Below are 21,575 nucleotides of genomic sequence, written 5' to 3'. Positions count from 1 at the left end.
CGGCGGGTTTGCGTAAATGGGCGGCGCGCGCCGGCGGCCTGCACGCCTTGCTGAGAACCATGATAACGATTTTGCAAGCCCACCCGGCGTTAGCGCAGCGGCCTGGCGAAGCTCAATTCGTGACCGTCCGGATCGGTGATGTGAAAGTACCGCTCGCCCCACGGCGCGTCGGACGGTTCGAGCGACGGCTTCAGCCCCGCCGCCAGCGCCTTCCGGTAGAGCGCGTCGACATCCGACACATAGACGATGACGCGGCCCCACCAGTTGACCGGCGCGCGCGTATCGATGATCAGATTCAGATACGTCCCGCCGAACGCAAACGACGTAAACGCTTCCTGCGGGCCGCCGAATTTCATCGGGAAGCCGAGTGCTTCGTAAAACAGCACCGCGCGTGGCATATCGCAGGTGGCGAGGGTGATGGCGCTGAGCGATTCGATCTGCGGTTCCGTCGGCGCGGTCGCCGCGGTCGCTGCGGTCGCTGTAGTCGCTGCAACCGATGTAGCGGGCGAGTTCATTCTGGCTGTCTCCTTGGCATGGCAAGCCCGCCACTCACCGCGCGCGGACATTCCCGCAGGCGCGGCGGCGCAGGCCGGCACGGGAAAGTGTCTCACAGGCAGCGCCTGCGCCGCGAGGGTTGCCCCCTCTTGAAAACCCACGCGGCGCCCCGCATCTCCATTTCCGTTCATCCGGAGCATCGCCATGGGAAGCCGCCCTAGCTCCATCGACGACCCGTCGCGCGCCGCGTCCGACGCCCCCGGGCCACACCCACTCAATCCCTTATCCGACGACGCCCTGCTCGACGCCTATTCCCGCACCGTGATCGGTGCGCTGGAACGCGTCCAGCAGGCGGTCGCCTTCATTTCCGTCGAACGCCGACGGCCGGGCGAAGCGGGTCGCCGCAACGCGCGCGGCGGCACCGGCTCCGGCTTCCTGTTCACGCCCGACGGCTACCTGCTCACCAACAGCCACGTCGTGCACGGCGCCACGCACATTCGCGTCACGCTCGCCGACGGCGCGAAATTCGACGCCGACCTGGTCGGCGACGACCCCGGCAGCGATCTGGCCGTGCTGCGTATCGGCTCGCCCGAGCCCTTGCCGCACGTCGAACTCGGCGAATCGTCGCGGCTGAAAGTCGGGCAGATTGCGATCGCGGTCGGCAATCCGCTCGGGCTCGCGCAAACCGTCACCACCGGTGTGGTGTCGGCGCTCGGCCGCTCGCTGCGGTCGACCTCGGGCCGCATGATCTACGACGTGATCCAGACTGACGCCGCGCTCAATCCGGGCAATTCGGGCGGTCCGCTGATCAATTCTGCGGGCCAGGTGATCGGCGTGAACACCGCGATCATTCCCGGCGCGCAGGCGATCTGCTTCGCCACCGCAATCGACACCGCCAAGTGGGTCATCATGCAGATCTTTGCGTACGGGCGCGTGCGGCGCGCATACATCGGCGTGGCGGGGACGACGAGGCCGCTGTCGCGCCGCATGCAGCGCTATTTCGGCTTGAGTTCGGCGAGCGGCGTGCATGTGATGGAAATCGTCAAAGGCAGCCCTGCCGCGCTCGGCGGTCTACGCACCGACGATACGATCGTCGCGATCGACGCGCTCGCGGTGCATGACGTCGATAGCCTGCAACGCACGCTCGATGCGTCGCGCATCGACAAACCCGTCAACGTAACGATTTTGCGCGGTGCGCAACGGCTCGAATTGACACTGACGCCGGTCGAGCAGAGCAGTTGATTCGAGCGGCTTCCCGCCGGTATGAAAAAGGCCTCGCGCGATATTTCGCGCGAGGCCTTTTTTCCTGCTGTGGCCGGCACGTCACCACGACGCACCGCCCGACCTGGATCAAACGCTTACTGGATCACGCGCGTCACGCCACGGCCGCGCGGATCGGCCGCGGCTTCCGGCGTATCGCCGTTGACCTTGATCGCCTGGATGTCGCCACTGAAATCCTGCCCCTTCAGCGCGTAGCCCTTGGCTTCGATCTGCTTGGCGAGTTCGCCTTCGATCGGCTTGTACGGCTCCCAGAAGATCGTGTTCGGCGGCAACAGCTGATGATGGAAGCGCATTGCGCCGACGGCTTCCTGCAACGGCAGGTTGAAGTCGTAAATGTTGTTGATCACCTGGAAGATCGACGTGAAGATGCGTGACCCGCCCGGCGTGCCGATCACGAGCGACACCTTGCCGTCCTTGGTCAGGATGGTCGGGCTCATCGACGACAACGGGCGCTTTTTCGGTTCGATCGAATTCGCGTCGCTGCCCACCACGCCGAACATATTGGCGACACCCGGCTTGGCGGAGAAGTCGTCCATCTCGTCGTTCAGCACGATGCCGGTACGGTCCGCCACCACGCCCGAGCCGAAGTAGCCGTTGATGGTGTATGTGTTCGACACCGCGTTACCCCACTTGTCGATCACCGAGAAGTGCGTGGTTTCCGCCTTTTCCGGCATCGACGTGCCGAGGCCGGCCTGAATGCTCTTCGTGTCCGTAGGCGCGTTCGGATTGACTTCGCCGGCGCGCTTGGCGATGTAGGCGTCGTCGGTCAATTGCGCGATCGGCACCTTGTAGAAGTCAGGATCGCCGAGATACTGCGCGCGGTCGGCGAACACACGCTTTTCGATTTCCGCGATCAGATGCACGTATTGCGGAGAATTGAGCTTGACGTCCTTGAAGTCGGGCGCAATATCGGCCTTCATTTTCAGCAATTGCACGAGACCGATGCCGCCCGAGCTCGGCGGCGGAGCGGTAATCACGTGATAACCGTTCCAGTCCGCCTGGATCGGCTGACGCCACACCGCCTTGTACTGCTGCAAATCAGCCTTCGTAATCAGGCCGTGACCGCGCATGGAAGCTGCGATCAGATCGGCCGTCTTGCCGCTGTAGAAGTCTTTCGCGCCTTGATCCGAAATGCGCGTGAGCACCGCGGCGAGATCGGGTTGCTTGAAGTTGACGCCCTGCTTCAGATCGCCGAAGTAGGTATCGAAGTTGGTCTTGCCCGCAAAGTCTTTCGCCGCCGCGTCGCGGCGCTGCTGCAACTGCTCGCTGACTTCGAAGCCGTCGCGCGCATAGTGAATCGCCGGCGCCAGCACCTGCTTCCACTTGAGCTTGCCGAAGCGGCGTTGCGCCTGCCACATGCCGTCGACGGTGCCCGGCACGCCGACCGCGCGATAGCCGAACAGGCTCATGCCCTTGACGACTTCGCCCTTGTCGTCGAGATACATGTTCCTGGTGGCTGCCAGCGGCGCACGCTCACGATAGTCGAGGAAGTACGGCTTGCCGTCGACATAGAGCGTCATGAAACCGCCGCCGCCGATATTGCCCGCTTCCGGATACGTCACGGCAAGCGTGAAGGCAATCGCGACTGCCGCATCGACGGCATTGCCGCCTTCCTTGAAGATCTGCTCGGCGGCGTCGGCGCTGTACTTGTCGGCGACCGCAATGGCGGAAGCGGTAAGAACGGCCGGTTGCGCTTTTGCGGGCGGTTTGGCGTAAGCGGGCGTGGCTTCCAGAAAGCCTGCCGAAACGGCAACGAGTGCGACCAGCGCGAGTCCGCTCGCGGACGCTTTAGCGTTGTGAAACAACCTCATTGAATCTCCTCCATGACATTGCTCTTGTGACAATGGGAACCGCTGCCTTGGGCTTATAACATGCCGATCTGGCATTGGCCAGGCCGTTGCACACCATTGGTGCGGGTTGCGGCACACAAAAATCGCGTCGCTCAGTGTCGTTCAATCACGATGAACGGCGACGAATTGCGCGGCGGGCAACGGCTCAAACCGGCGGCGCACGCGGCGCGCATTCAACGCTATCGGGCGCGGTCCGAGCGCTGCAATCAGCCTCGCCCTCTTCCGCCGCGCGCGATTTCATCGCCGCTGCCATGCGGCAAACGCGCCGTCACCGGAATCGACAGGAACGAGAACAGGCCGACCACGAGGAACGCCGGCCAGAAATCGTGGAAGACGATGGTCGAATGACCCTGTACGTTATGCGAGATTTGCAGCACGATGCCGGCAATCGTCACGCCGAGCCCCAGCGAAATCTGCTGGATCACGCTCGCGACGCTCGTCGCGCGGCCGACGTCGCGGCTCGGAATATCCGCATACGCGAGGGTGTTCAACGACGTGAACTGCAACGACGGAAAGAAGCCGCCGAACAGCACCACACACCAGATCAGCCAATGCGGCGTGCCGGGAAAGAACAGTCCGTACCCCGCAATAACCAACCCGGCGCAGCCCGCATTGAACATCAGCACCGTGCGGAAACCGAAGCGGCCGAGAATACGCGACGCGGCCGCCTTCATGAAGATCGACCCGAACGCGGACGCACACGTGATCGACCCTGACACGAACGCGGTCATGCCCAAGCCTTCCTGCAACGCGAGCGGCAACAGAAACGGCACCGCGCCGAGCCCGATGCGAAACAGCGAACCGCCCGCCACGCTCGCGTGAAAACTCGGAATGCGCAGCAGCCGCAGGTCGAGCACCGGCAATTCGACACGGCTCGCGTACAGCGCGTAAATCAGCAGCAGCACCACGCCGAGCGCGCACATGCTAAACGACACCGTGTTCGACACCAGCTCGCCGCCCACCAGCGACAACCCCAGCATGAACAGCGACGCCCCGCTCGCGGACAGCACAAACCCGGTCCAGTCGAGCCGCCCAGGATGCGCCTCGCGCACGTTGGCGATGTGCTTGTTCGCGAGCCAGATGCCCAGCAGGCCAATGGGAATGTTGATGAAGAAGATCAGGCGCCAGTGCAGATACGTCGTGATAAAGCCGCCGAGCGGCGGCCCGACCACCGGCCCGAGCAGCGCGGGTACCGTCAGATAGTTGACCGCTCGAATGAAGTCCGACTTCGGCACCGAACGGAAAATGATGATGCGCCCCACGGGCACCATCATCGCGCCGCCGATGCCTTGCACGAAGCGCGCAACCACGAAGGTGCCGAGCGAAGTGGAAGCCGCGCACATCAGCGAGCCGGCCATGAAAATGCCGATTGCCGTGCGAAACACCGTGCGAGAACCGAAGCGGTCCGCCACCCAGCCGCAGATTGGAATGAAGACGCCGAGACCGATGACATAAGCGGTCACGGCCAGCTTGAGGGTAATGGGATCCTGGCCGAGATCGCGCGCCAGAACCGGCAGCGACGTCACGATGACCGTGCCGTCCACGTTTTCCATGAACATCGCGCACGCGACGATCAGCGGAACGATGAAAGTGCCTAAAGCAAGAGGCATTGGCAGGACGACGGCGTGCTAGGCCGTCGGCGTAAAGCGGCGATTATCGCATTGCATCGACAACATATGTTGTCGAGCGGGATGTCCGGGAAGGGAAAAGCAGGGACTTCAGAGGCGATCGTGAGCCGGCATACCCCCCGGCGTCACGATGCAATTCCGCGCACATTACAGCGGCAATGATTGAGGAACGGGAAATTCATAACCCGGAAATATATACGGGATCGTGAAAGATTGCTTTCTTACTGCAAGTTTCTCCGAGGTCCATTCGTTACCGCCGCGTGACCGCGCCAGAGCAAGATTTGCCGAATCGAGATAAAGTGCGAATCCAGTTGCGTCTGTTACACCGCATTACTTCGATGCGCAACGTCTCTCGGGTCTCGTCCAATAGCCGCCGCCCGTTGCGAACACACACATCGAATACGGGTCGCCATTCACACCTATGAAACGCTTCTTTTCTTCTGTAGTCCTTGCGCTGTCCGCTGCGGCGCTGCCGCTAGCGAGCCATGCCGCCACGCTCGATGCACCGCTGATGTGCAATGAAAGCGGCCACCAGTTCATCGCCGACCTCGCGCAGCAACAGATGATCGATCCGAAGCCGATGCGGGTGGAGAGCAATTCGATCAACGCGTTTTCGCCGGCCCAGGGCGCCGAGCTGACCGCGTTTGGCTTTCGCGTGTTCGCGGTGGTCGGCTACGAGAAAGACGACCCGATGTTTCGCATCGGAGATGGCGAACCTGTCGCGCAATCCGCTTACGGCGTGGTGGTGTTCGGCGGCGAGTCCAAGGTGCAGGACGCGATCGCCGGGGCCGGCAGCACGGCGCTCGTGCATCACGTGGCGCCGCTCGTGACGGCGATTTTCTGCAAGCGGAGTTGAGGGGCGGCGGATCCGCCGTCGGATAACCCACCGACAACCCACCGACATGCCGAACCGGTCCTTATAGTTCGCGCGCACCAGCGGAGCGAGCGTCGATTTGACCTTGGCCACGCCGGATCAGCCCGGTCGGCGGAACTCGTTTTCGACCCACGCAGCGGCGCTCGCCTTGCTGAGCTTGAAATTCGGCGCGACCTGCACTTGCGCGAGCTGTTCGCCGAAGGCGTCGAGCGCGGTCAGCAGCGCGTACGGCTCGTCTTCGTCGGGAACGATATCCAGCGTGATGTCGAGTTCGTCTTCGCCGTTGGCGCTGGCCACGCTCACCTCTTTATGCAACTGCGCACGCAATTGCTGTTCATGGCGGCGCAGCACTTCCGACGCGGTTTTCACCAGCGTGTTGAATGCCGACGTATCGAGCGGCTTCGGATCCTTCTTGTTGCGGCCCATGGTCCACGGGCCGACGAGCGCCGGCTCCGCTTCGCCGTCCTTGATCATTTCGACGGCCCAGCCTTCGTCGTCTTCGTTCTTGATGACGCGCGCGGTCCAGCCGTCGTCGCGCCACAGACGCGCTTCGTGCAGGGTTTCGGGCGTTTCAGACGAGCCTTCCGTCGTGGAATCGGCAGCGGTATCGGACGATGGAAGGGGTGTATCGGTCATTACAGGTTCACTCACGGTCGCGGGGCTAAAACACATCTCGAGCACGCGATTCTACCCGCCCCGCACCCGCCAGACGCGGCGCTATGACGAACGGACAAGTCCAGACGGGAACACCGTTAATCGAATTAATCCATTTCACTTTTTTGCGGGAATTTATAAATCCATTATAAAAAGGCGAAAAAAACGCGGCCCGGAAGCCGCGTATAAAAAGATGAAAAAGACACCCTTGGTCAAAGGGTGAAACGAATTGTAGAACCGGATTCCGCAGAGAAAGACCTCACGAATTGGAAGAGTGCATTGCAGAAAAATGGGGGAATCGCATATTGCGAAATATTACGCAACAGTCCACGCAGACCAAAGCCCAGCAAGGCCGTCGTGAGCGAACAACACCGGACATATTGACATATCCAACCGCTAATCTCGATTCAAAACTATTTTTTTTCTTTATTTATCCGCACTTACACCATTCAGATTCTCTATTACGGAACCGGGAATTCACTGTTGTGCCGGATGCGCGTAAATATATGAATAGCAGGAATACACTTCTCAGCGGATCGTCAGGCTGCCCGCGGGATCGGCGGTGAGCACTGGAATGCGATTCTCTAATGCACTGTCTCGGAGTTATGAAACATGAAAAAAACCCTCATCGTCGCGGGCATCATGGGCGCGTTTGCGGTCACCGCGCACGCACAAAGCAGCGTCACGTTGTACGGCACGCTGGACGCCGGTCTCGTCTACTCGAACAACCAGGGCGGCCACAGCAACTGGCAGCAAGGCAGCGGTTCGGTGTCGAACACCTATTTCGGCCTGCGCGGCAGTGAAGACCTCGGCGGCGGTCTGCACGTGATCTTCACGTTGGAGAACGGCTTCAACCTGAATAACGGCCAGTTCTCGGAAAACAGCACGATGTTCAATCGTCAGGCCTTCGTCGGTTTGAAGAGCGACCAGTACGGTGCGCTGACACTCGGCCGTCAGTACGACTCCGTGGTCGACTTCCTCGCGCCGCTGTCTGAAGCGGGCGCGGGCTACAGCAATAATCTGGCCGCTCACCCGTTCGACAACGACAATCTCGACAACTCGTTCTCGATCAAGAACGCCGTGAAGTACACGAGCGCGAATTACGCCGGCCTCAAGTTCGGCGGCCTGTATGGCTTCAGCAACTCGGCCGGCCAGTTCTCGAACAACCGCGCATGGAGCGCCGGCGCTTCGTATGACAACGGCCCGTTGAGCGTTGCTGCCGCTTACCTGCAACTGAACAAGTCGGGCAGCTCCAACCTGAGCGGCGCCGTGTCGCAAGGCGACGGCACCGCGGCTGTCGCGGCCAACCTGCAACGCACGTTCGGCGCGGGCATCAACTACTCGTATGGCCCGGCAACCGCCGGCTTCGTGTACACGCATACGCAACTGGACGGCATCACCGGCGTGGACGTCGGCGGCACGACGCTGCCTGGCGTGGCGGGCACGAACCTGCACCTGGACAACTACGAGCTGAACGGCCGTTATGCGCTGACGCCAGCACTGAGCCTCGCGGCGTCTTACACGTTCACCGACGGCAAGATGTCGGGTTCGAACGGTTCGGGCGATCCGAAGTGGCACACCGTCTCGCTGCAAGGCGACTACTCGCTGAGCAAGCGCACCGACGTGTACCTCGAAGGCGTGTACCAGCACGCATCGGGCCAGCTCGGCAACTTCGGCGCGAACGTCGCGGCGATCAACACGCTGGCACCGTCGTCGACCGGCAACCAGGTTGCCGCGGCTGTCGGCCTGCGTCACCGTTTCTAAGTTTTTCTCGTGGTACGTGCAGGCCGGATATACCGATCCGGCCTGCAATCCAACCCGCGCGTGACACGATCATGCGCGGGTTTTTTCATGGGACTTACATTTCGACGTAGTGGTAGTGACGGCGTCAGCACGCGGTAGGTATACTGGGCGCGGCTGCCTTCCTCGCCGCGACGTCGCAGCGGCTGAACGGCGGCTTCGTCGCGAAGCATGGCGTTACGGTCAATCTCGTCGCGCTTCGCCCGCGCCCCAAGTTCCCGCGCATGACCGGGGACGCCGACGATCTGATCATGAAAAGACTCCTCCTGCTTGCTCCCGTTGTTCTGCTCGCCGCCTGCGGTTCTTCCGGCGGCCCCACCGCCCGCGACGCATCCCAGCCGATGATGTATGTCTCTTCGCAGCGCGCGCCTGCCGATATCGCCGATTGCCTCCAGGACCGCTTGTCGCGCGTGCGCATGTCGCGCGTCGGCGGCGCGACTGAAATCGCGGTCGGCTCGGATTCGAACAACTCGTATTTCGTCACGCTGACGCCGTCGAACGCCGGCTCAGTCATCAAGGTGATGCATCCGGCGAACGCGCCGGACGATCCGCCGGAACCGGAAATGCGCTTCGATATCGCGCGCTGCGCGACCTGAGTTTTTTCCCGGGCCGTTTTCCCGGGCCGTTTTGTAGCGCTGTTTTGTCGTGCTGTCCGTAATTCGCCGCCAAGCCGGAACGTGATTTTTTTGAAGTCACGCTTCGGCTATTTTTTTACGCGCGCATCTGCGAACATAGCCGCCCTTTGTCTTTCATGCGGCGCGTTGCGTCGCGACCTTCGATGGCATCCAACAAAGCACATCACGCGACGGGTTTTGCGGCTGGCGTCATCGCCGCGGTTGTTGTCGCGCGCACCGGTGGCGGCGGTTCGTTTCATGCCGGCGTGCTGTTGAGTTTCATCGCCGGCGTGGCGGGAAGCACGGCGCCTGATTGGCTCGAAGTGGCCTGGTGGTCGCGGGCGCGGCGGCTGTGGATTACGCATCGCACGCTGACGCATTGGGGGATTGGCTGGCTGGCGCTGCTGGCTTTTTCTTATCACTGGCTCGGGCATTCAGTTTATGCCGCTCCAGCATTCGGGTTTGCCTGCGGTGGGTTGATGCATTTGCTTGCTGATTGGCCGAATCCGCTAGGTGTGCCCTGGATTGCCGGACGTCATTCGCTGAATCTCTGGAATAGCGGGCATTGCGATCTGATTGTCGTCGCCGCTTCGTGGGTAGCAGCGTGGTTTGTCGGCGAGCATGTGTGGTTGCACGGGTTTTCGCTGCTGCGGCATTTGAGAATCGGATAGGGGGCAAAAAACCACCCTCCATTTTGTCCACAGAAATTGTTCGCAAGCCTGTGGATATCCTGCGGACTCGTCATCCAAGTCCTTGATCGCCCAGCAATGACGCGCCGTGCGCGCGATTCGCCATTCGGCCTGCGAGCACGACAAAAGAAGCCCCTTGCAGCGCCTTTTCCACACTCTGTGGGAAGGCCCATCCCGACCGATCACGCTTATCAACAGAAATTGTTCGCAAGCCTGTGGATATCCTGCGCACGAGTCATGCAAGTGATTGAACGCATTCAGATTCCACCCTCTGCCCGCAGCGAGTCGGCTGATCGGATCGCAGCGAGTCTGCTGGCCAAGTGGGCCAAGTGGAGCGGAGCGACGCCTTATGGCAGGACAAACGTCTTCACGAGCGTCAGCTCGCCCGCCTTCCGCATTGGCGCCCGAATCGTCTCGCTCTTTTCATTCGGCGTATTTTCATTCGTGATGATAGTGACCTGTGCGACGGTCATGTCGGCGCCGCTATTCCCGTTACCGTAGTAGTTCACATAAACCAGATACGTGCCATGCAACGGCGCAGCCGACGAATAGATCTCCGGTCCATATCCGGTAGTCACATCCACGTCGAGCGCGCCGCCATTCGGCGCAACGCGATCTCCGTACCACGTGTGCACACCATCGGGCGATACGACATGCAAATCGAGGTCGGTGCCGTCGGTGTCCCACGCAAGCACGATCCGCAGTTTCGGCTGCGTCTTGCCGCTGTACGCGTCGTAGAACTGCACACGCTTGCGGGCGCCATCCGGTGCGCGCAATTCGACGCTGTTGCTGCCGGAAGGAAACGCGTACGGCCGCGAAAACTTGCCGTCTTCCTCCACACGCTGCGGCAACGGCGTACCGTCGACCACCAGCGTGCCCACCGTGGTGCCCTTCTTCTTCGGCGCATTGCGGATGTGCCCTTCGATCAGCGCGAACTTCGACTGACCTTCCGGCGTCGAGACCGACACCGCCGGGTAATGCACGTCCTGCGTATAACGCTCGCTGTCGCCGCTGGTGTTGCGCCAGCCGTTCAGCGGTGCGGCGAAGTCGATATCGCTTGCCCGCGCCGACTGTACGTGCAGCGCGGCCTGCAAACAGGCGACGACGAGCAACGTCCAGCCAGCTTTCATCCACCGCGTCGTCTTGACCTTCATCGTCACTGCTCCCATCCCGCTTTCAGAGTCGCTCGCTCTTCACGAGCATCAGGTCGCCGATCTTGCGCAGCGGCACGACCCTTGTTTCGCGCCGTTCATTCGGCGTATTTTCGTTGAACACCAGCGTCAGCGTTGCGGTAATCACGTCGCGCTCATGCGCGGCGGCGTCGAAGTTGTAGCCGGTCGAATCGAAGTTGCCCCAGTAATTCAGAAAGAACAGCCACGTGCCGTGCTCGGGCGCCGCCGACGAAAAAATCCCCGGCCCGGCGCCATCCACGGAATCGACGTCGAAACCGCTGCCGTCTTCGAGCGTCGGATTGGCGAAGAAGGCATGCAAACCACCCGGCGTTATCACATGCAGATCGACCTGCGCCTTCGGATCGTCCCACGTGACGATCGCGCGCAACTTCGCCTGCGGCTTGCTGCGGTCAGCCTCGTAGAACTGCATGCGCTGGCGCTGCTTGCCGTCGGCGGAAATCAGCTCGATGCTGTTCGAGCCCGCGCCGAAAGCCCACGGACGCGCGAACGCGCCTTCGTTGTCGGTATAGAGCGGCGTCGGATTACCGTTGACGACCAGCGTCGGCGGCTTGCGCGCATGTTTGTCGATGTGCTTGAGGCGCCCTTCGATCAGCGTGCGATAGCGCTGCGCGCCGCGATCGACCGGCGGACGCGGGTACGCCGCGACGAAGTGCTCGCCTTCGTTGGTCAACCCGCTGTGACGCCAGCCGCCGAATGCGCCGGTCAGATGGGCGACGGCGCCATCTGCACCGGCGGCGTGCGCGCTCGTCGCCGCGCTGGCCGCCAGCACAGCCGCGGCCAGAGCAAACGCAGACACGGACGCAACCGCAAACGCCGCGCGAACGCCAACGGCACGCACGGAAAGCGGCAAGCAGAACAAAGATGAAGTCGAAGCCGAGGCGTGTTTCATGGGATCGAATTGTCGGTACGGATCAAGGTGCGCGCGGTGCGTTCGACAAACGCCTCGTCGACGCCGCGCGGATGATGCTGGAACGCGAGGTGTATGTACTCATGCGCAAGCGCGATGCGGTCCTCTTCGGTTTGCAGCCGGTACATGTACACGCGATTGCGCTGCGCGTCCGCATACGGCCGCCCTTCCCGTACCGCGCACACGGCCGGCAGATCGGGGGTTTCGTAACCCGCTGCGCCGTCCATGCGGCGCGCCCACAACGGCGCGTTGCGTTGCAGCCATTCACGCGCGCCGGCCACCGCGATGCAATCGCCGGACAAAGGACTCTGGAACGAAGTCAACGTCGCTTGCGGCCAGTTGCGCGCGAGGATCGCATCGAAGCTCAGGCCGTTTTGCGCCAAAGCCTTGGCGGCCAGCCAGCTCATCTGGCCCGGCGCGGCCTTGTCGTGGTGATACTGGACGGACACGCCGGTCAGCACGAGCGCGTCGGTCAGATCGGCAGCGCTGCGTGCGGCGGCGGTCGGCTCGCGCGGCAGGACGCGTTGCGTGCTGCTGCTGTCGTCGATACGCAGGCAGCCGTGGTCGTGATTGCCGTGCTGCACGACGTACGTGCGCGCCGCCACGGCCAAAGCCCTGGCCGCTTCCGGCTGGCTCGTATCACCCTCGCGCTCGACCACGCGCGCGACATAGTCGTTCATACCGAAGCGACCGATCAGTTGCGGCGCGCCCTGGTCGTCGCGATCGAGCATCAATTCGCCGCGGCTTTCCGCGCGCGCCCAGTTGCCGTTGACGAAGCCGATCCGGAAGCTGCCACGCAACGGACCATCCGGCACCGCGGCCGAACCCTTGTCGCCGAGCACTTGGTGAATCGGGTAGCGGGTGAAGAAATCGACCAGGACGCAGGCGGCGTCGTCCGGTACGGTGACTCGCGTGAGCAGCGGCGCGATACGCGGCGCGGCGGCTGCCAGCACGCGCGCGCTGCCGCCTGAACCGCCGAGCCACACCGGCGTGCCGTCGGCAAGCCAGCCTGCCGCGCCGCCGATCGATGCGCCGGGCCGCGCCGGGTCCGGCATCGTCCATGTCTTGGCGCGCAGCACGCTGCCGTATAGCGACACGGTGCCCTCGCCGCGTCCGCTCGTCAGCACCGACACCAGCGTGCTCGCCGCCGCTTCGCGCGGCCGTGCCGGCATCGCCTGCAACGCGGCCAGCAGTTCGGTGACCGGCACGCGGCGCGCGGGCGTCATCGCGTGAAGGTCGCGCAGCCAGACGGGCGCATGCGCGGCGGTCCAATACTTGCGCCAGTCGGCGGGATCGAGTTGCAAACGCGCGGGTTCGAAAAAACGGCCACACGATTGCACCAGCGCGTGTTCACGGTCGACGTGGCCGCCCGTCATGCAGCAGTACACCTCTTCAGGATCGCCACCGCTGCAGGTGTAATCCGGCGCGGCGATCTTGCGGTCCAGGAGATAACCGTAGACGAACAGCTTCCACACGCTGCCGAGCGGCGTCTCCAAAGACGCGGGCAACGGCCGTCCGGATTGCGGCGAGACGCCGTCGAGCGCGCCATCGGCATTGACCTGCCAGAGTTGGGCCTGAGCGTCGCGCAGCCACGCAAACCGCAGCGTCTGCGCGGACGACGCCGCCGGCGCCCGGGCGCCCTCTGCGTTCTGCGCCGCCGCGCCGATCGACGCACAGCCCACGCTCACGGCTAGCGCGATCCGCAGCGTGGCTGCCAGACGATCGCGAGTGCGCCGGAGAACAGGGAACATGGCGGTCTCGCTTACTCGATGCGCAGCGTCGTCACGCGATCGCTCTTGCCGCCTTCGAACGCCTTCGCGTCCGGCTGATACATGCGGAAGTAGCGCGCCGGCGGCAACGCGAACGTGCCCGGCAACGCGAAGCGCACCAGTTGCCGCAGCGTCACCGGCCGATCGAGCAAGGGCACCGGCTGGTGATAAGCCAGTTCGCCCATCTCATACGATGCCGCGCGTTGGAACGGCTGCGGACCGCTGGCGCCTTCCTTCTCACCCGGCAATCCGTCGATCGAGACGCCCCAGCTGGTCGCTTCGACATTGCCGCCCGGCGGCAGCGGCACATCGAGCAGCCCGTAGTGGTATGCGTTGCCCGAGCGCGGCGTGAGCGTGACTTCGTCGACGTACAGCGCATTGCTGTCGATCGCGTCGCCCTGCTTCACGAGACGCGCGGTGAACGTTGAGCGGCCCAACTGGGATTCCGTGTCGCCCTTCTTCGGATCGGCCTTCACCTTCACTTCGAGCGGCTCCAGCTTGTAGAATCGACGCGCGACTGTGATGTTCAGCCGGCTGTCCTCGCTCGCATGACTGCGGAACGAGACCAGCGCGTTGACATCCGTACGCGCCGCGCCGGCATCGAGCGTCGCAGGCAATCCCCCAAGGGGACCTCCTCCGGGGCGCGCCGCGCCGGTCCACTTCCAGAGCGGCGCGCCGGTCGGCGTCGCCGCACGCGTCCAGCCGGCGCCTTGCAACGACGGCAGCGAGGCAGCCGCCACTTCGCCGCCGAGCGCCTTGCGCAGCCACAGCAGCGTCAGCGCGCGATCGAGCGTCGGATAATCGGCGCTGCTTTTCGCGAGCAGGGCCGATGCATCGACCGTTGCGCCACCCTCTCCAGCCGTCATGTACAACAGGCTTTGCACGAGCGGCACGGGATCGTTGACCAATGCGACGCGCGCGGCGCTCGCCGCCGCATCGAACCCATCCGGCAGTTGAGCGCCCGCACCGCGCGCCATGCTGGCGATCAGCAGCGTCGCCACGTGCTTGCCGCGCGGCGAGTCCGCTTGCGCGAACACGATGCTGTCCGACGCGCCATACGTGCCACCAGGCGCCGCCGCATTACCCGATGCCGCCGCGTCGCTCAGCAAGTCGCCCGCGACACCCGATACCGGCGTCGCGACTGGCAAGCCCATCTGCTGCATCAGCCACAGCGCCAGCGCGCGGTGCAGCAGCGGCTCCTTCGCGCCCGCATCTCTATACACGTCCATCGCGTGCTGCCAGTTGTCGGCGGGCAGCGAAATGCCGAGGCTGCGGCCCGCGAGCCAATCCGCGTAATACGCGTAAGCGGTAATCAGCGCACTGCCGCCGGTCGTATCGCCCCACCAGCCGAACGTGCCGCCGACGCCGGCCAGCATCGCGAGACGCTGCCGCTGATTGCGCAGCAGCGCTTCGAGCCCTTGCGTCGAACTGGCGTTGTCGCCGCGGCCGATGGCGTCGTGTGCAAGCGCGAGCGGAATCAGACGGCTCGAGGTCTGCTCGGCGCAACCGTACGGATAGTTGATCAGATCGTCGGCGACGCGCGCGAACGCGCTCGACGCGCTGCCGACAAAACGCACGCTGACGTCCTGCGCGTCTTGTGGCAGATTGAGCGGCTTGTTCGAACCGTCGAGCGCAACGGTGTTCTGATGCAGATCGAGCCAGCCGCTCGCATCGAGATGGATGGTGGTCTGCAAACGATCCACATCCTTACCCGCGCGGCGCAGCGTCGCGTTGATCACGCCGGCCTTCAGCGTGCCGGTCGGCAGACGCAGATAATTCGCGCCGCGCTTGAGCGTGACCTTCTGATTCAACGACAAACCTCCGCCGTCGACCGCCCACTCGGCGTCCATGTCCGCGCCGGTCTGATTGAACGCGATCATGTCGATGGCCGGCTGATCGTTGACGCGGAAATGCGACGGCCCGCTCCATTTCAGATACAGCGCCTTGTCCGAACGCACATACGCGGTGCGCTGACCCACCATGCCGTCGGACGCCGCCGCGCGCACGGTGACGCGCCAGCGCGCCAGCGAGTCCGGCATCCTGAAGGTCATCGTGGCGTGACCGTTGGCGTCGGTCTTCAGATTGCCTTCCCACGCGGCCGTGTCCTGATCGTCGCGGCGCGGCCGTTCGAGCACCTTCACGCCGCGTTCGTTGTAGTTCGCGCGTTGCGGGCCGCCCGGCGCGCCCTTCAACGGCGAGCGCGCGAGGTCGTAGGTCATGAACGACAAACTCGACGACGTCCGCACGTTGTTACGCCGCGGGTGATAGAAAAAGTCGACGATGTTCGGCGCGATTTCCGGCTGCAACACGTAGACCATTTCATCCACCACGCTGACGGTCAGATTCGCCGCTTCCGGCTTGCCGTTCAGCGTGCTGTCGAAGTTCAGCGTGACGGTATCGCCCGGACCGTACACCGGCTTGTCGCTCTTCGCATTCAGTTCGATCTGCGGCTGCGCGACCACGATGCCCGCGTTCTGGAACACGTATTCGCCGGCATGCACGTACAGCACCGAGAACGTCATGTTCGGCGCAAAATTTTCGCCGACCTTGATACGCGCCTTCCATTGCGACGGCGCGACGCATTGCAGTTGCAGCCAGTCGCCGCCCGCCGTGAGCAACGCGCGACGTTCGACGTTGTCGCGCTCCAGAGTCAGCAGCGCATCGTCCACCGGCATCGGGAAAGTGATCAGCGCTTCGGCGGTGTCGCCGATCCTGTACTTGTCGCGATCGAACACGATCTCGACGCTGCCCGGAATCGCCTTCACGCCGTCGCCCGCTACCCAATGGCTTGCGGCGGCGAGCAGATTGCCCGTGTCGTCCTTGACCGACAGCATGTACGAACCCGGTTGGTCGAATTGCACCGGGAACGACAGCTTGCCGCCCGTGGCCGAAGCTTTGAGCGCGCCTTCGCCGTGCGTCTGCGATTCGAGGCGGGTCCATTCCCACTTGGCCGGTGCACGCGACGCTGGGTCGAGCGTGCCGAGCGCTTGCAGATCGAAGCTGACCGTTTCCTTCGGCTGCGAAAACGACTTCGCCGTCGACAAACGATAAGGCGTCGCGCCGCGCGCGATCAGCACTTCACGCGTTACGCGCACCTTGTAGGCCGCGCCGTCCTGAGCGAACAAGGTCAACGCATAGCGGCTCGGCTCTTTGGCGGCGGGCAGCGTGAGACTCGCGTTGCCGTCGCTGTCGGTCTTCAGTTCCTGCTGTTCCAGCTTGACCGGAAACAGACCCGCATAACGCAATTCGCCGTCGACAATGGTCACTTTCTGCGCGCGCAGCGTGACCGAAATCTTGCTGTCTCGCACCGGCTTGCCGTCCGGATAGCGCAATTGGATCTTGCCCTTCAGCGGCTCGCCGGTCGCATAGTCGGCTTTGTCCATCGACAGATTGACGTCGAAATGCGGCTTCACATATTCGGCGACGCGAAATGCGCTGCCGTATACATCGCCGTTGTAATCGAAGCGCAGCGTGTAACCGCCGGCGGTGGCATCGGCGGGAAGCGTGAACGACGTGTCCGCGCCAGTCCCGGACGCGAAATGCACCTTGTTGCTGGCGACCGGTGCGCCGTTCGGATCGAGCACGTCGAGATTGATATCGGCATCGGCCGGCGCGGACGATTGCGTCGCGTTCTGGAACGTGCGGCCGATGAACTTCACATGCACCGCGTCGCCCGGACGGTACATCGGGCGGTCGGTGACCGCGTAGATCTTCGTGTTGTAGATCTCGCTGTCGTAATAGAAATTCTCCGACACGAACACGCCGCCTTGCGGATCGGCGCCGAGCACGTAGCTGCGCTCGGGGCTCACGTGTTGCAGCACGAGTGCGCCGTCGCCGCCGGTGGTGCCGCTTTGCAGCACGCCGACGCCGTCGGTCCAGTTCACTTCGGCGCTCGCGACCGGCTTGCCGTTATCGCGCCGCGTGGTCCACACCAGCATCCCGCTCGACGCCGCCTTCACGACCGCCACCGTATCCGACACGAACAGCAGCGTGTGCGCGCGATAGTTGCCGATCATCGCCTCGACGATATATAGCCCCGGCGGCAGCTTGCCGACCGGAATCATCACGTTGCCCGAACTCGCCTCGATAAAGTTGCTGCTGCTGCCTTCGAGATTCACGCCCTTCGGCGGCTGAATCACCTTGGCGTCCCAGATCGGATAGCGAAAGCGCGCGACCGGATCGTAGCCCTTGAGCGGCGCGAACTGCGAGTTCGGCTGGAACTGCGTCTGCTTGCCGGTCTGCTCGCCGAGCCTGAATTGCGGCGCGGCTTCGGTCGCCTTGCTGCGCGTGGCGAACGAGAGCACGCGCTGCCACGCACGGCGTGCTTCGGTGAACCAGCGGTCCCAGAGATAGGCCAGCGTATTCGCCAGTCCTTCGCCCTGATAATTCGGCGCGACGTTCAATCGATGCAGATTCTTCTGCGCTTTCAGAAAGTCCAGCGGCTTCGGCACGCGATACACGACGATGTCCGCGCCGCCATACGCTTGCAGCGCATCCTTGAACTCCCGGCCGGGCGCCTCCAGCCGCACCTGCGCCAGTTGATCGCTGCCGAAGCTCGCATCCGAGAGCAGGAAGAACGGCTGACCGTCGACCTTCTGCGAAGCGAAATTGCTCGACGGCGCGGTTCGCAGCGTGGGGTTCGCGGCGATGTTGTTATCCGCCGAGGCGCTCGATGCATCGTCATCCTTCGCCGCTGCGTCGTCGGCATAGGCCGGCGCGACGGCCAGCGTCATGGCGGTCAGCAGCGCGGCCAACGTGAAAGCCGCGCGACGCCGCGCGTTGCCAAGCCGGCCGCTGGAAGCGGTGACGGAAATCATTCGGGTCATGGTGTCAAAAAGTCCAAACGAAACACGCCAACGAAATTCGGATTGCCGTCGAGCGGCTGCCAGCGGGAATCTTTCCATTGCATCAGGTCGGAAACGGCCACGGCGCGCAGACCGGTATCGGTCGGCGTAACGGTGCCTGTGTGATAAGCGATGTAGCGATCCAGCCAGATCATCAGATGCTGGTCGTCGCCCTGGTCGAAGAACAGCAGGTCGCCCGGCAGCGCCTGATTGACGTCCTTCGAAACAAAACGGCTGTTGCGTTGAATCAGCGCGATCGCCGACGCATACGCGCCGGTGGAACCGTCGAGCTGGGTCCAGCGATTGGCGAGCGTGCGTTGCGATGCGGACGGCTGCAATTCGGGCGGCATGCTGCTGGTGTCCGCGAGACTGGTCATGCCGTTCGCGCGCAGCCATTTGCTGTCGTGCGGCTTGAGGGTTTCGCCGACGGCAAAGCGCACGAGGCCCGCGCAATCGCGTTGCGTCCAGCGCGGCGTCGGGCCGCGCCGCATCTGCTGATCGACAATGCGCACGAACCACGCGCGAAATGCCGCCGATTGCCGGGGCGAGAGCGCGTCGGGATCGGGCGCGGCTGTGGTGCTGGTGAGCGCGTTCGCATACGGCGCGAGGCTCGCCATGACGAACGCTGCGGCGGCACGCGCGAGCCACGCGCGACGGGCGGCGGCAGGCATGGTGTACGCGCGGGCGTCTGCATTTGCTGCGGGCGCGCGTCCAGGGGAGTGCTCAGGCGCACGTTCACGCGCGTACGCATTTGCGCGCGCATCCGTCGCGAACGCCACGCCGGGGACGTGAAGACAGCGCACCTAGTCGCCCTCGGTGCCGGGCTGATCTGCTGGCGTATCGGCACCACCCGCCGCCACACCCGCTGCGCCACCGGCATCCGCACCGGCGCCCGCCTTCGCGCGATCGAACCACCATTCGACCGGTACCCAGCCCGTCGAACCCGGCAAGTCCTGCGGCAACGTCAACGACACCGGCGGATAGTGCGCGAGCGCATGCAGCTTCGGCACGAGGTGAGTGCGCGACGCGTTGCGGAACACCGACTCCTGATCGGCCGGCAACGCCGCGCCTGCTTCGCGCTCGATCAGCGCAGCCGCGGAAGAAGGCGTCAGCGTCAGAATCGTGCGCGGCAGACGCTGCGGCGCAAGCGTGTCGGCGAGCGCCGGATAGCGCTTGTCGAGCACGGCGAGCGTATCGTCGACCAGACGCGCATCGGGAGAGAAGATCAGATAGCCGTGCGCCAGTGCGAGCGTCACCGGGAAATAGCGTTCCGCCGACAGTTGCGAAGCGAACGCCGCCTTGCTCGAGAGCGCAGTACCCGCACGCGCGCTGACCGGACGTTGCCACACGGTGACGTCGGCGCCTTGCTCGCGCGTCGTGACCGGCAGGCGGCGATAGTCCGCGTCGGCATCGCCGGATTTAGCCGCCTTTGCCTCATACGCGCCGATCACGTTGCCGAAGGTTTTGCCGAGCGCAGCCTTCAGCGCGGCGCGGCTCGCCGCGTCCTGCGTCTTCACGCGCGCGACGAACACCGGCGCGACCAGCGTGGACTTCGCATACCAGCAGACGGCCGCGGGACCCGCGAGCTGAGCGCCGATCGCCGTCGCGCCTGCCGCACCCGCCTCGGCCACTTTGCCCAGCAGACCCGACGCTTCCTTCCAGTCCGCCGGCAAGCTCGTGCACGCCGCCGGGTTGGCCGGCAACGCGCGCCACAAATCGGCGCTATTCCAATGCTGCGGCAACTTGCCCGGCTCGATCAGCGCGGCGGTTTGCCAGTTCGCCGCGGCGCTTCCATTGGGCGAAAAGTCGAATCGCAACGCATCGATACCGGAGAAGAACGCCTGATAACCAAACGACAGGTAATTCGCCGACACCACTAGCCGATGCCCCTTCGGTGCATCGCCCGGCGCGTCCAGCTGATAGGTACGCGCCGCGTCGTCGCGACCTGACGACAGCATTTCCGAAACCGCGTCGGCCCGTTCGCCGAGCAAGCCGCCCTTCGCATCGAGCAGCACGCCGGGGGCGGACAGCACGACGACGCGATCGTCCTGGGTGGCGAACAATACCGTGCGGCCGACCGCCAGCTTCAATGCGTAGACCGGCACGCCGCCGGACAGCCTGGCGACCTGGCTCAACTGCGCGTCGCTCGCGGCGACGTTGCCGAGACCTTGCAGCAGCTTCGCCAGCCCGTTGCGGCGCATCGACATCACCCAGTAGCCGAGGCGTCCATCCGGCGAGCGCCATAGCAGCACGTGCGCGGGTTCGTCGAACACGCGGCGGATCAGTTCATCGCGCCAGTCGAGCTGATGTTCGAACGCGAGACGCCGTAGCGCGCCCTCGGCGGAAAGCCGCGTATTGTCCGACTCGTAATAGTCGACGAAGTCTTGCGTGAGCACGTCGTGCAGCAGCGGCACGCGCAGAATGTCGCGCGGCAGACGCGAGAGCGCTTCACTGTCGATCACCGCGTCCGGGTGATGAATATCGAGTACGACTTCGCCGGTTTCGGCGGCCTTGCGATGCGCAAATGGACGCCACACCGCCTGAATGATCACGCCGGCCACGACCAGAAGACCGACCGCCAGGATTGCAAGCTTTTTACGCGACATCTTCATCTGATTTTTTCTGGTTCGATGCGACGGTATTAACGATGATGGACGCGAGGATTAACTCGCCGAAATCCTTCGCCGAAGGCAAGGATGATACCTGAGATTTTTAGCTGAAAACCAGCGGCGATCTGCATTTGACAGTCAGTCAGATTTCAGGAATTTGACGAAAGAATTGTGTGCGTTTTCATTGACCCGTATTAATCAATCGGCCACTTCTTCTATTGGAAGCAGCAGTTTGAGATAACACGGCATGTGACGAGTATGAGCGGCATGCGCTTGTGCCGGGTTTGAGCGCGTGCTTGAACCGCATCGAGCCTGCAAGTATGGCGTGGCCTTCTCCGGCATTAACCGATTGGTGCGCCTATGCCAAA

The 21,575-nt window shown here is 63.6% G+C and carries 15 protein-coding genes; 5 read left to right on the top strand and 10 right to left on the bottom strand.

The window, feature by feature from the left end:
• Positions 1-89 precede the first annotated feature (89 nt).
• Positions 90-515: a VOC family protein gene (locus AC07WT_RS22895; protein WP_494948711.1), complete on the bottom strand. Its 426-nt coding sequence runs from the start codon at positions 513-515 to the stop codon at positions 90-92.
• A gap of 184 nt (positions 516-699) precedes the next feature.
• Here AC07WT_RS22895 and AC07WT_RS22890 point away from each other — a divergent pair, with 184 nt between their 5' ends.
• Positions 700-1,737 (top strand): S1C family serine protease, encoded by a 1,038-nt coding sequence (locus tag AC07WT_RS22890; protein ID WP_494948710.1) that lies wholly within the window; start codon positions 700-702, stop codon positions 1,735-1,737.
• A gap of 116 nt (positions 1,738-1,853) precedes the next feature.
• On the opposite strand, the gene ggt is transcribed toward AC07WT_RS22890, so the two are convergent.
• Positions 1,854-3,587, bottom strand: coding sequence for a gamma-glutamyltransferase (gene ggt / locus AC07WT_RS22885; RefSeq protein ID WP_494948709.1), 1,734 nt, complete (start codon positions 3,585-3,587; stop codon positions 1,854-1,856).
• Between the two features lie 245 nt (positions 3,588-3,832).
• Entirely contained in the window at positions 3,833-5,236 is a 1,404-nt protein-coding gene (locus AC07WT_RS22880) for an MFS transporter (protein WP_494948708.1), read from the bottom strand.
• 439 nt (positions 5,237-5,675) lie between these two features.
• Here AC07WT_RS22880 and AC07WT_RS22875 point away from each other — a divergent pair, with 439 nt between their 5' ends.
• Complete coding sequence (locus AC07WT_RS22875; RefSeq protein ID WP_492595962.1) at positions 5,676-6,110, top strand: hypothetical protein; 435 nt, start codon at positions 5,676-5,678, stop codon at positions 6,108-6,110.
• Between the two features lie 117 nt (positions 6,111-6,227).
• On the opposite strand, the gene AC07WT_RS22870 is transcribed toward AC07WT_RS22875, so the two are convergent.
• Entirely contained in the window at positions 6,228-6,764 is a 537-nt protein-coding gene (locus AC07WT_RS22870) for a hypothetical protein (protein ID WP_492595961.1), read from the bottom strand.
• 630 nt (positions 6,765-7,394) lie between these two features.
• Here AC07WT_RS22870 and AC07WT_RS22865 point away from each other — a divergent pair.
• The 3 genes from AC07WT_RS22865 (at position 7,395) to AC07WT_RS22855 (ending at position 9,867) form a co-directional block, all read left to right on the top strand.
• Positions 7,395-8,546 carry a porin gene (locus tag AC07WT_RS22865; protein ID WP_494948707.1) on the top strand — a complete coding sequence of 384 codons (1,152 nt, stop codon included), beginning with the start codon at positions 7,395-7,397 and terminating at the stop codon, positions 8,544-8,546.
• Between the two features lie 260 nt (positions 8,547-8,806).
• Positions 8,807-9,178: a sugar ABC transporter ATPase gene (locus tag AC07WT_RS22860; protein ID WP_492595959.1), complete on the top strand. Its 372-nt coding sequence runs from the start codon at positions 8,807-8,809 to the stop codon at positions 9,176-9,178.
• Between the two features lie 182 nt (positions 9,179-9,360).
• Positions 9,361-9,867 (top strand): metal-dependent hydrolase, encoded by a 507-nt coding sequence (locus tag AC07WT_RS22855; protein ID WP_494948706.1) that lies wholly within the window; start codon positions 9,361-9,363, stop codon positions 9,865-9,867.
• A gap of 365 nt (positions 9,868-10,232) precedes the next feature.
• Here AC07WT_RS22855 and AC07WT_RS22850 read toward each other — a convergent pair whose 3' ends face one another.
• The 6 genes from AC07WT_RS22850 to AC07WT_RS22825 form a co-directional block, all read right to left on the bottom strand.
• Entirely contained in the window at positions 10,233-11,039 is an 807-nt protein-coding gene (locus AC07WT_RS22850) for a YfaP family protein (RefSeq protein ID WP_494948705.1), read from the bottom strand.
• Positions 11,040-11,061: 22 nt separating this feature from the next.
• Positions 11,062-11,874 carry a YfaP family protein gene (locus tag AC07WT_RS22845; RefSeq protein ID WP_494948704.1) on the bottom strand — a complete coding sequence of 271 codons (813 nt, stop codon included), beginning with the start codon at positions 11,872-11,874 and terminating at the stop codon, positions 11,062-11,064.
• Positions 11,875-11,963: 89 nt separating this feature from the next.
• The gene (locus tag AC07WT_RS22840) at positions 11,964-13,736 is read right to left on the bottom strand and encodes a DUF2300 domain-containing protein (RefSeq protein ID WP_494948703.1); all 1,773 of its coding nucleotides are present in this window, start codon (positions 13,734-13,736) and stop codon (positions 11,964-11,966) included.
• Positions 13,737-13,747: 11 nt separating this feature from the next.
• The gene (locus tag AC07WT_RS22835; RefSeq protein WP_494948702.1) at positions 13,748-18,580 is read right to left on the bottom strand and encodes an alpha-2-macroglobulin family protein; all 4,833 of its coding nucleotides are present in this window, start codon (positions 18,578-18,580) and stop codon (positions 13,748-13,750) included.
• A complete protein-coding gene (locus tag AC07WT_RS22830) occupies positions 18,577-19,269 on the bottom strand; it encodes a DUF1175 domain-containing protein (protein WP_494948701.1) in 693 nt (230 codons plus the stop codon). The genes AC07WT_RS22835 and AC07WT_RS22830 overlap by 4 nt, the downstream gene beginning before the upstream one ends.
• Before the next feature lie 132 nt (positions 19,270-19,401).
• On the bottom strand, positions 19,402-21,240 hold the full coding sequence (locus tag AC07WT_RS22825; RefSeq protein ID WP_494951010.1) for a DUF2138 domain-containing protein: 1,839 nt from the start codon (positions 21,238-21,240) through the stop codon (positions 19,402-19,404).
• Between the last annotated feature and the right edge of the window lie 335 nt (positions 21,241-21,575).

This window comes from Paraburkholderia sp. GW821-FHT02A12, assembly GCF_059422005.1.
This window is presented reverse-complemented; position numbering and strand designations above follow the sequence as displayed.

Excerpts from the sequence above, each read along its gene's own strand:
- AC07WT_RS22895 (WP_494948711.1), bottom strand. The coding sequence starts at position 515 with ATGAACTCGCCCGCTACATCGGTTGCAGCGACTACAGCGACCGCAGCG.
- AC07WT_RS22890 (WP_494948710.1), top strand. The coding sequence starts at position 700 with ATGGGAAGCCGCCCTAGCTCCATCGACGACCCGTCGCGCGCCGCGTCC.
- ggt (WP_494948709.1), bottom strand. The coding sequence starts at position 3,587 with ATGAGGTTGTTTCACAACGCTAAAGCGTCCGCGAGCGGACTCGCGCTG.
- AC07WT_RS22880 (WP_494948708.1), bottom strand. The coding sequence starts at position 5,236 with ATGCCTCTTGCTTTAGGCACTTTCATCGTTCCGCTGATCGTCGCGTGC.
- AC07WT_RS22875 (WP_492595962.1), top strand. The coding sequence starts at position 5,676 with ATGAAACGCTTCTTTTCTTCTGTAGTCCTTGCGCTGTCCGCTGCGGCG.
- AC07WT_RS22870 (WP_492595961.1), bottom strand. The coding sequence starts at position 6,764 with ATGACCGATACACCCCTTCCATCGTCCGATACCGCTGCCGATTCCACG.
- AC07WT_RS22865 (WP_494948707.1), top strand. The coding sequence starts at position 7,395 with ATGAAAAAAACCCTCATCGTCGCGGGCATCATGGGCGCGTTTGCGGTC.
- AC07WT_RS22860 (WP_492595959.1), top strand. The coding sequence starts at position 8,807 with ATGACCGGGGACGCCGACGATCTGATCATGAAAAGACTCCTCCTGCTT.
- AC07WT_RS22855 (WP_494948706.1), top strand. The coding sequence starts at position 9,361 with ATGGCATCCAACAAAGCACATCACGCGACGGGTTTTGCGGCTGGCGTC.
- AC07WT_RS22850 (WP_494948705.1), bottom strand. The coding sequence starts at position 11,039 with ATGAAGGTCAAGACGACGCGGTGGATGAAAGCTGGCTGGACGTTGCTC.
- AC07WT_RS22840 (WP_494948703.1), bottom strand. The coding sequence starts at position 13,736 with ATGTTCCCTGTTCTCCGGCGCACTCGCGATCGTCTGGCAGCCACGCTG.
- AC07WT_RS22835 (WP_494948702.1), bottom strand. The coding sequence starts at position 18,580 with ATGACCCGAATGATTTCCGTCACCGCTTCCAGCGGCCGGCTTGGCAAC.
- AC07WT_RS22830 (WP_494948701.1), bottom strand. The coding sequence starts at position 19,269 with ATGCCTGCCGCCGCCCGTCGCGCGTGGCTCGCGCGTGCCGCCGCAGCG.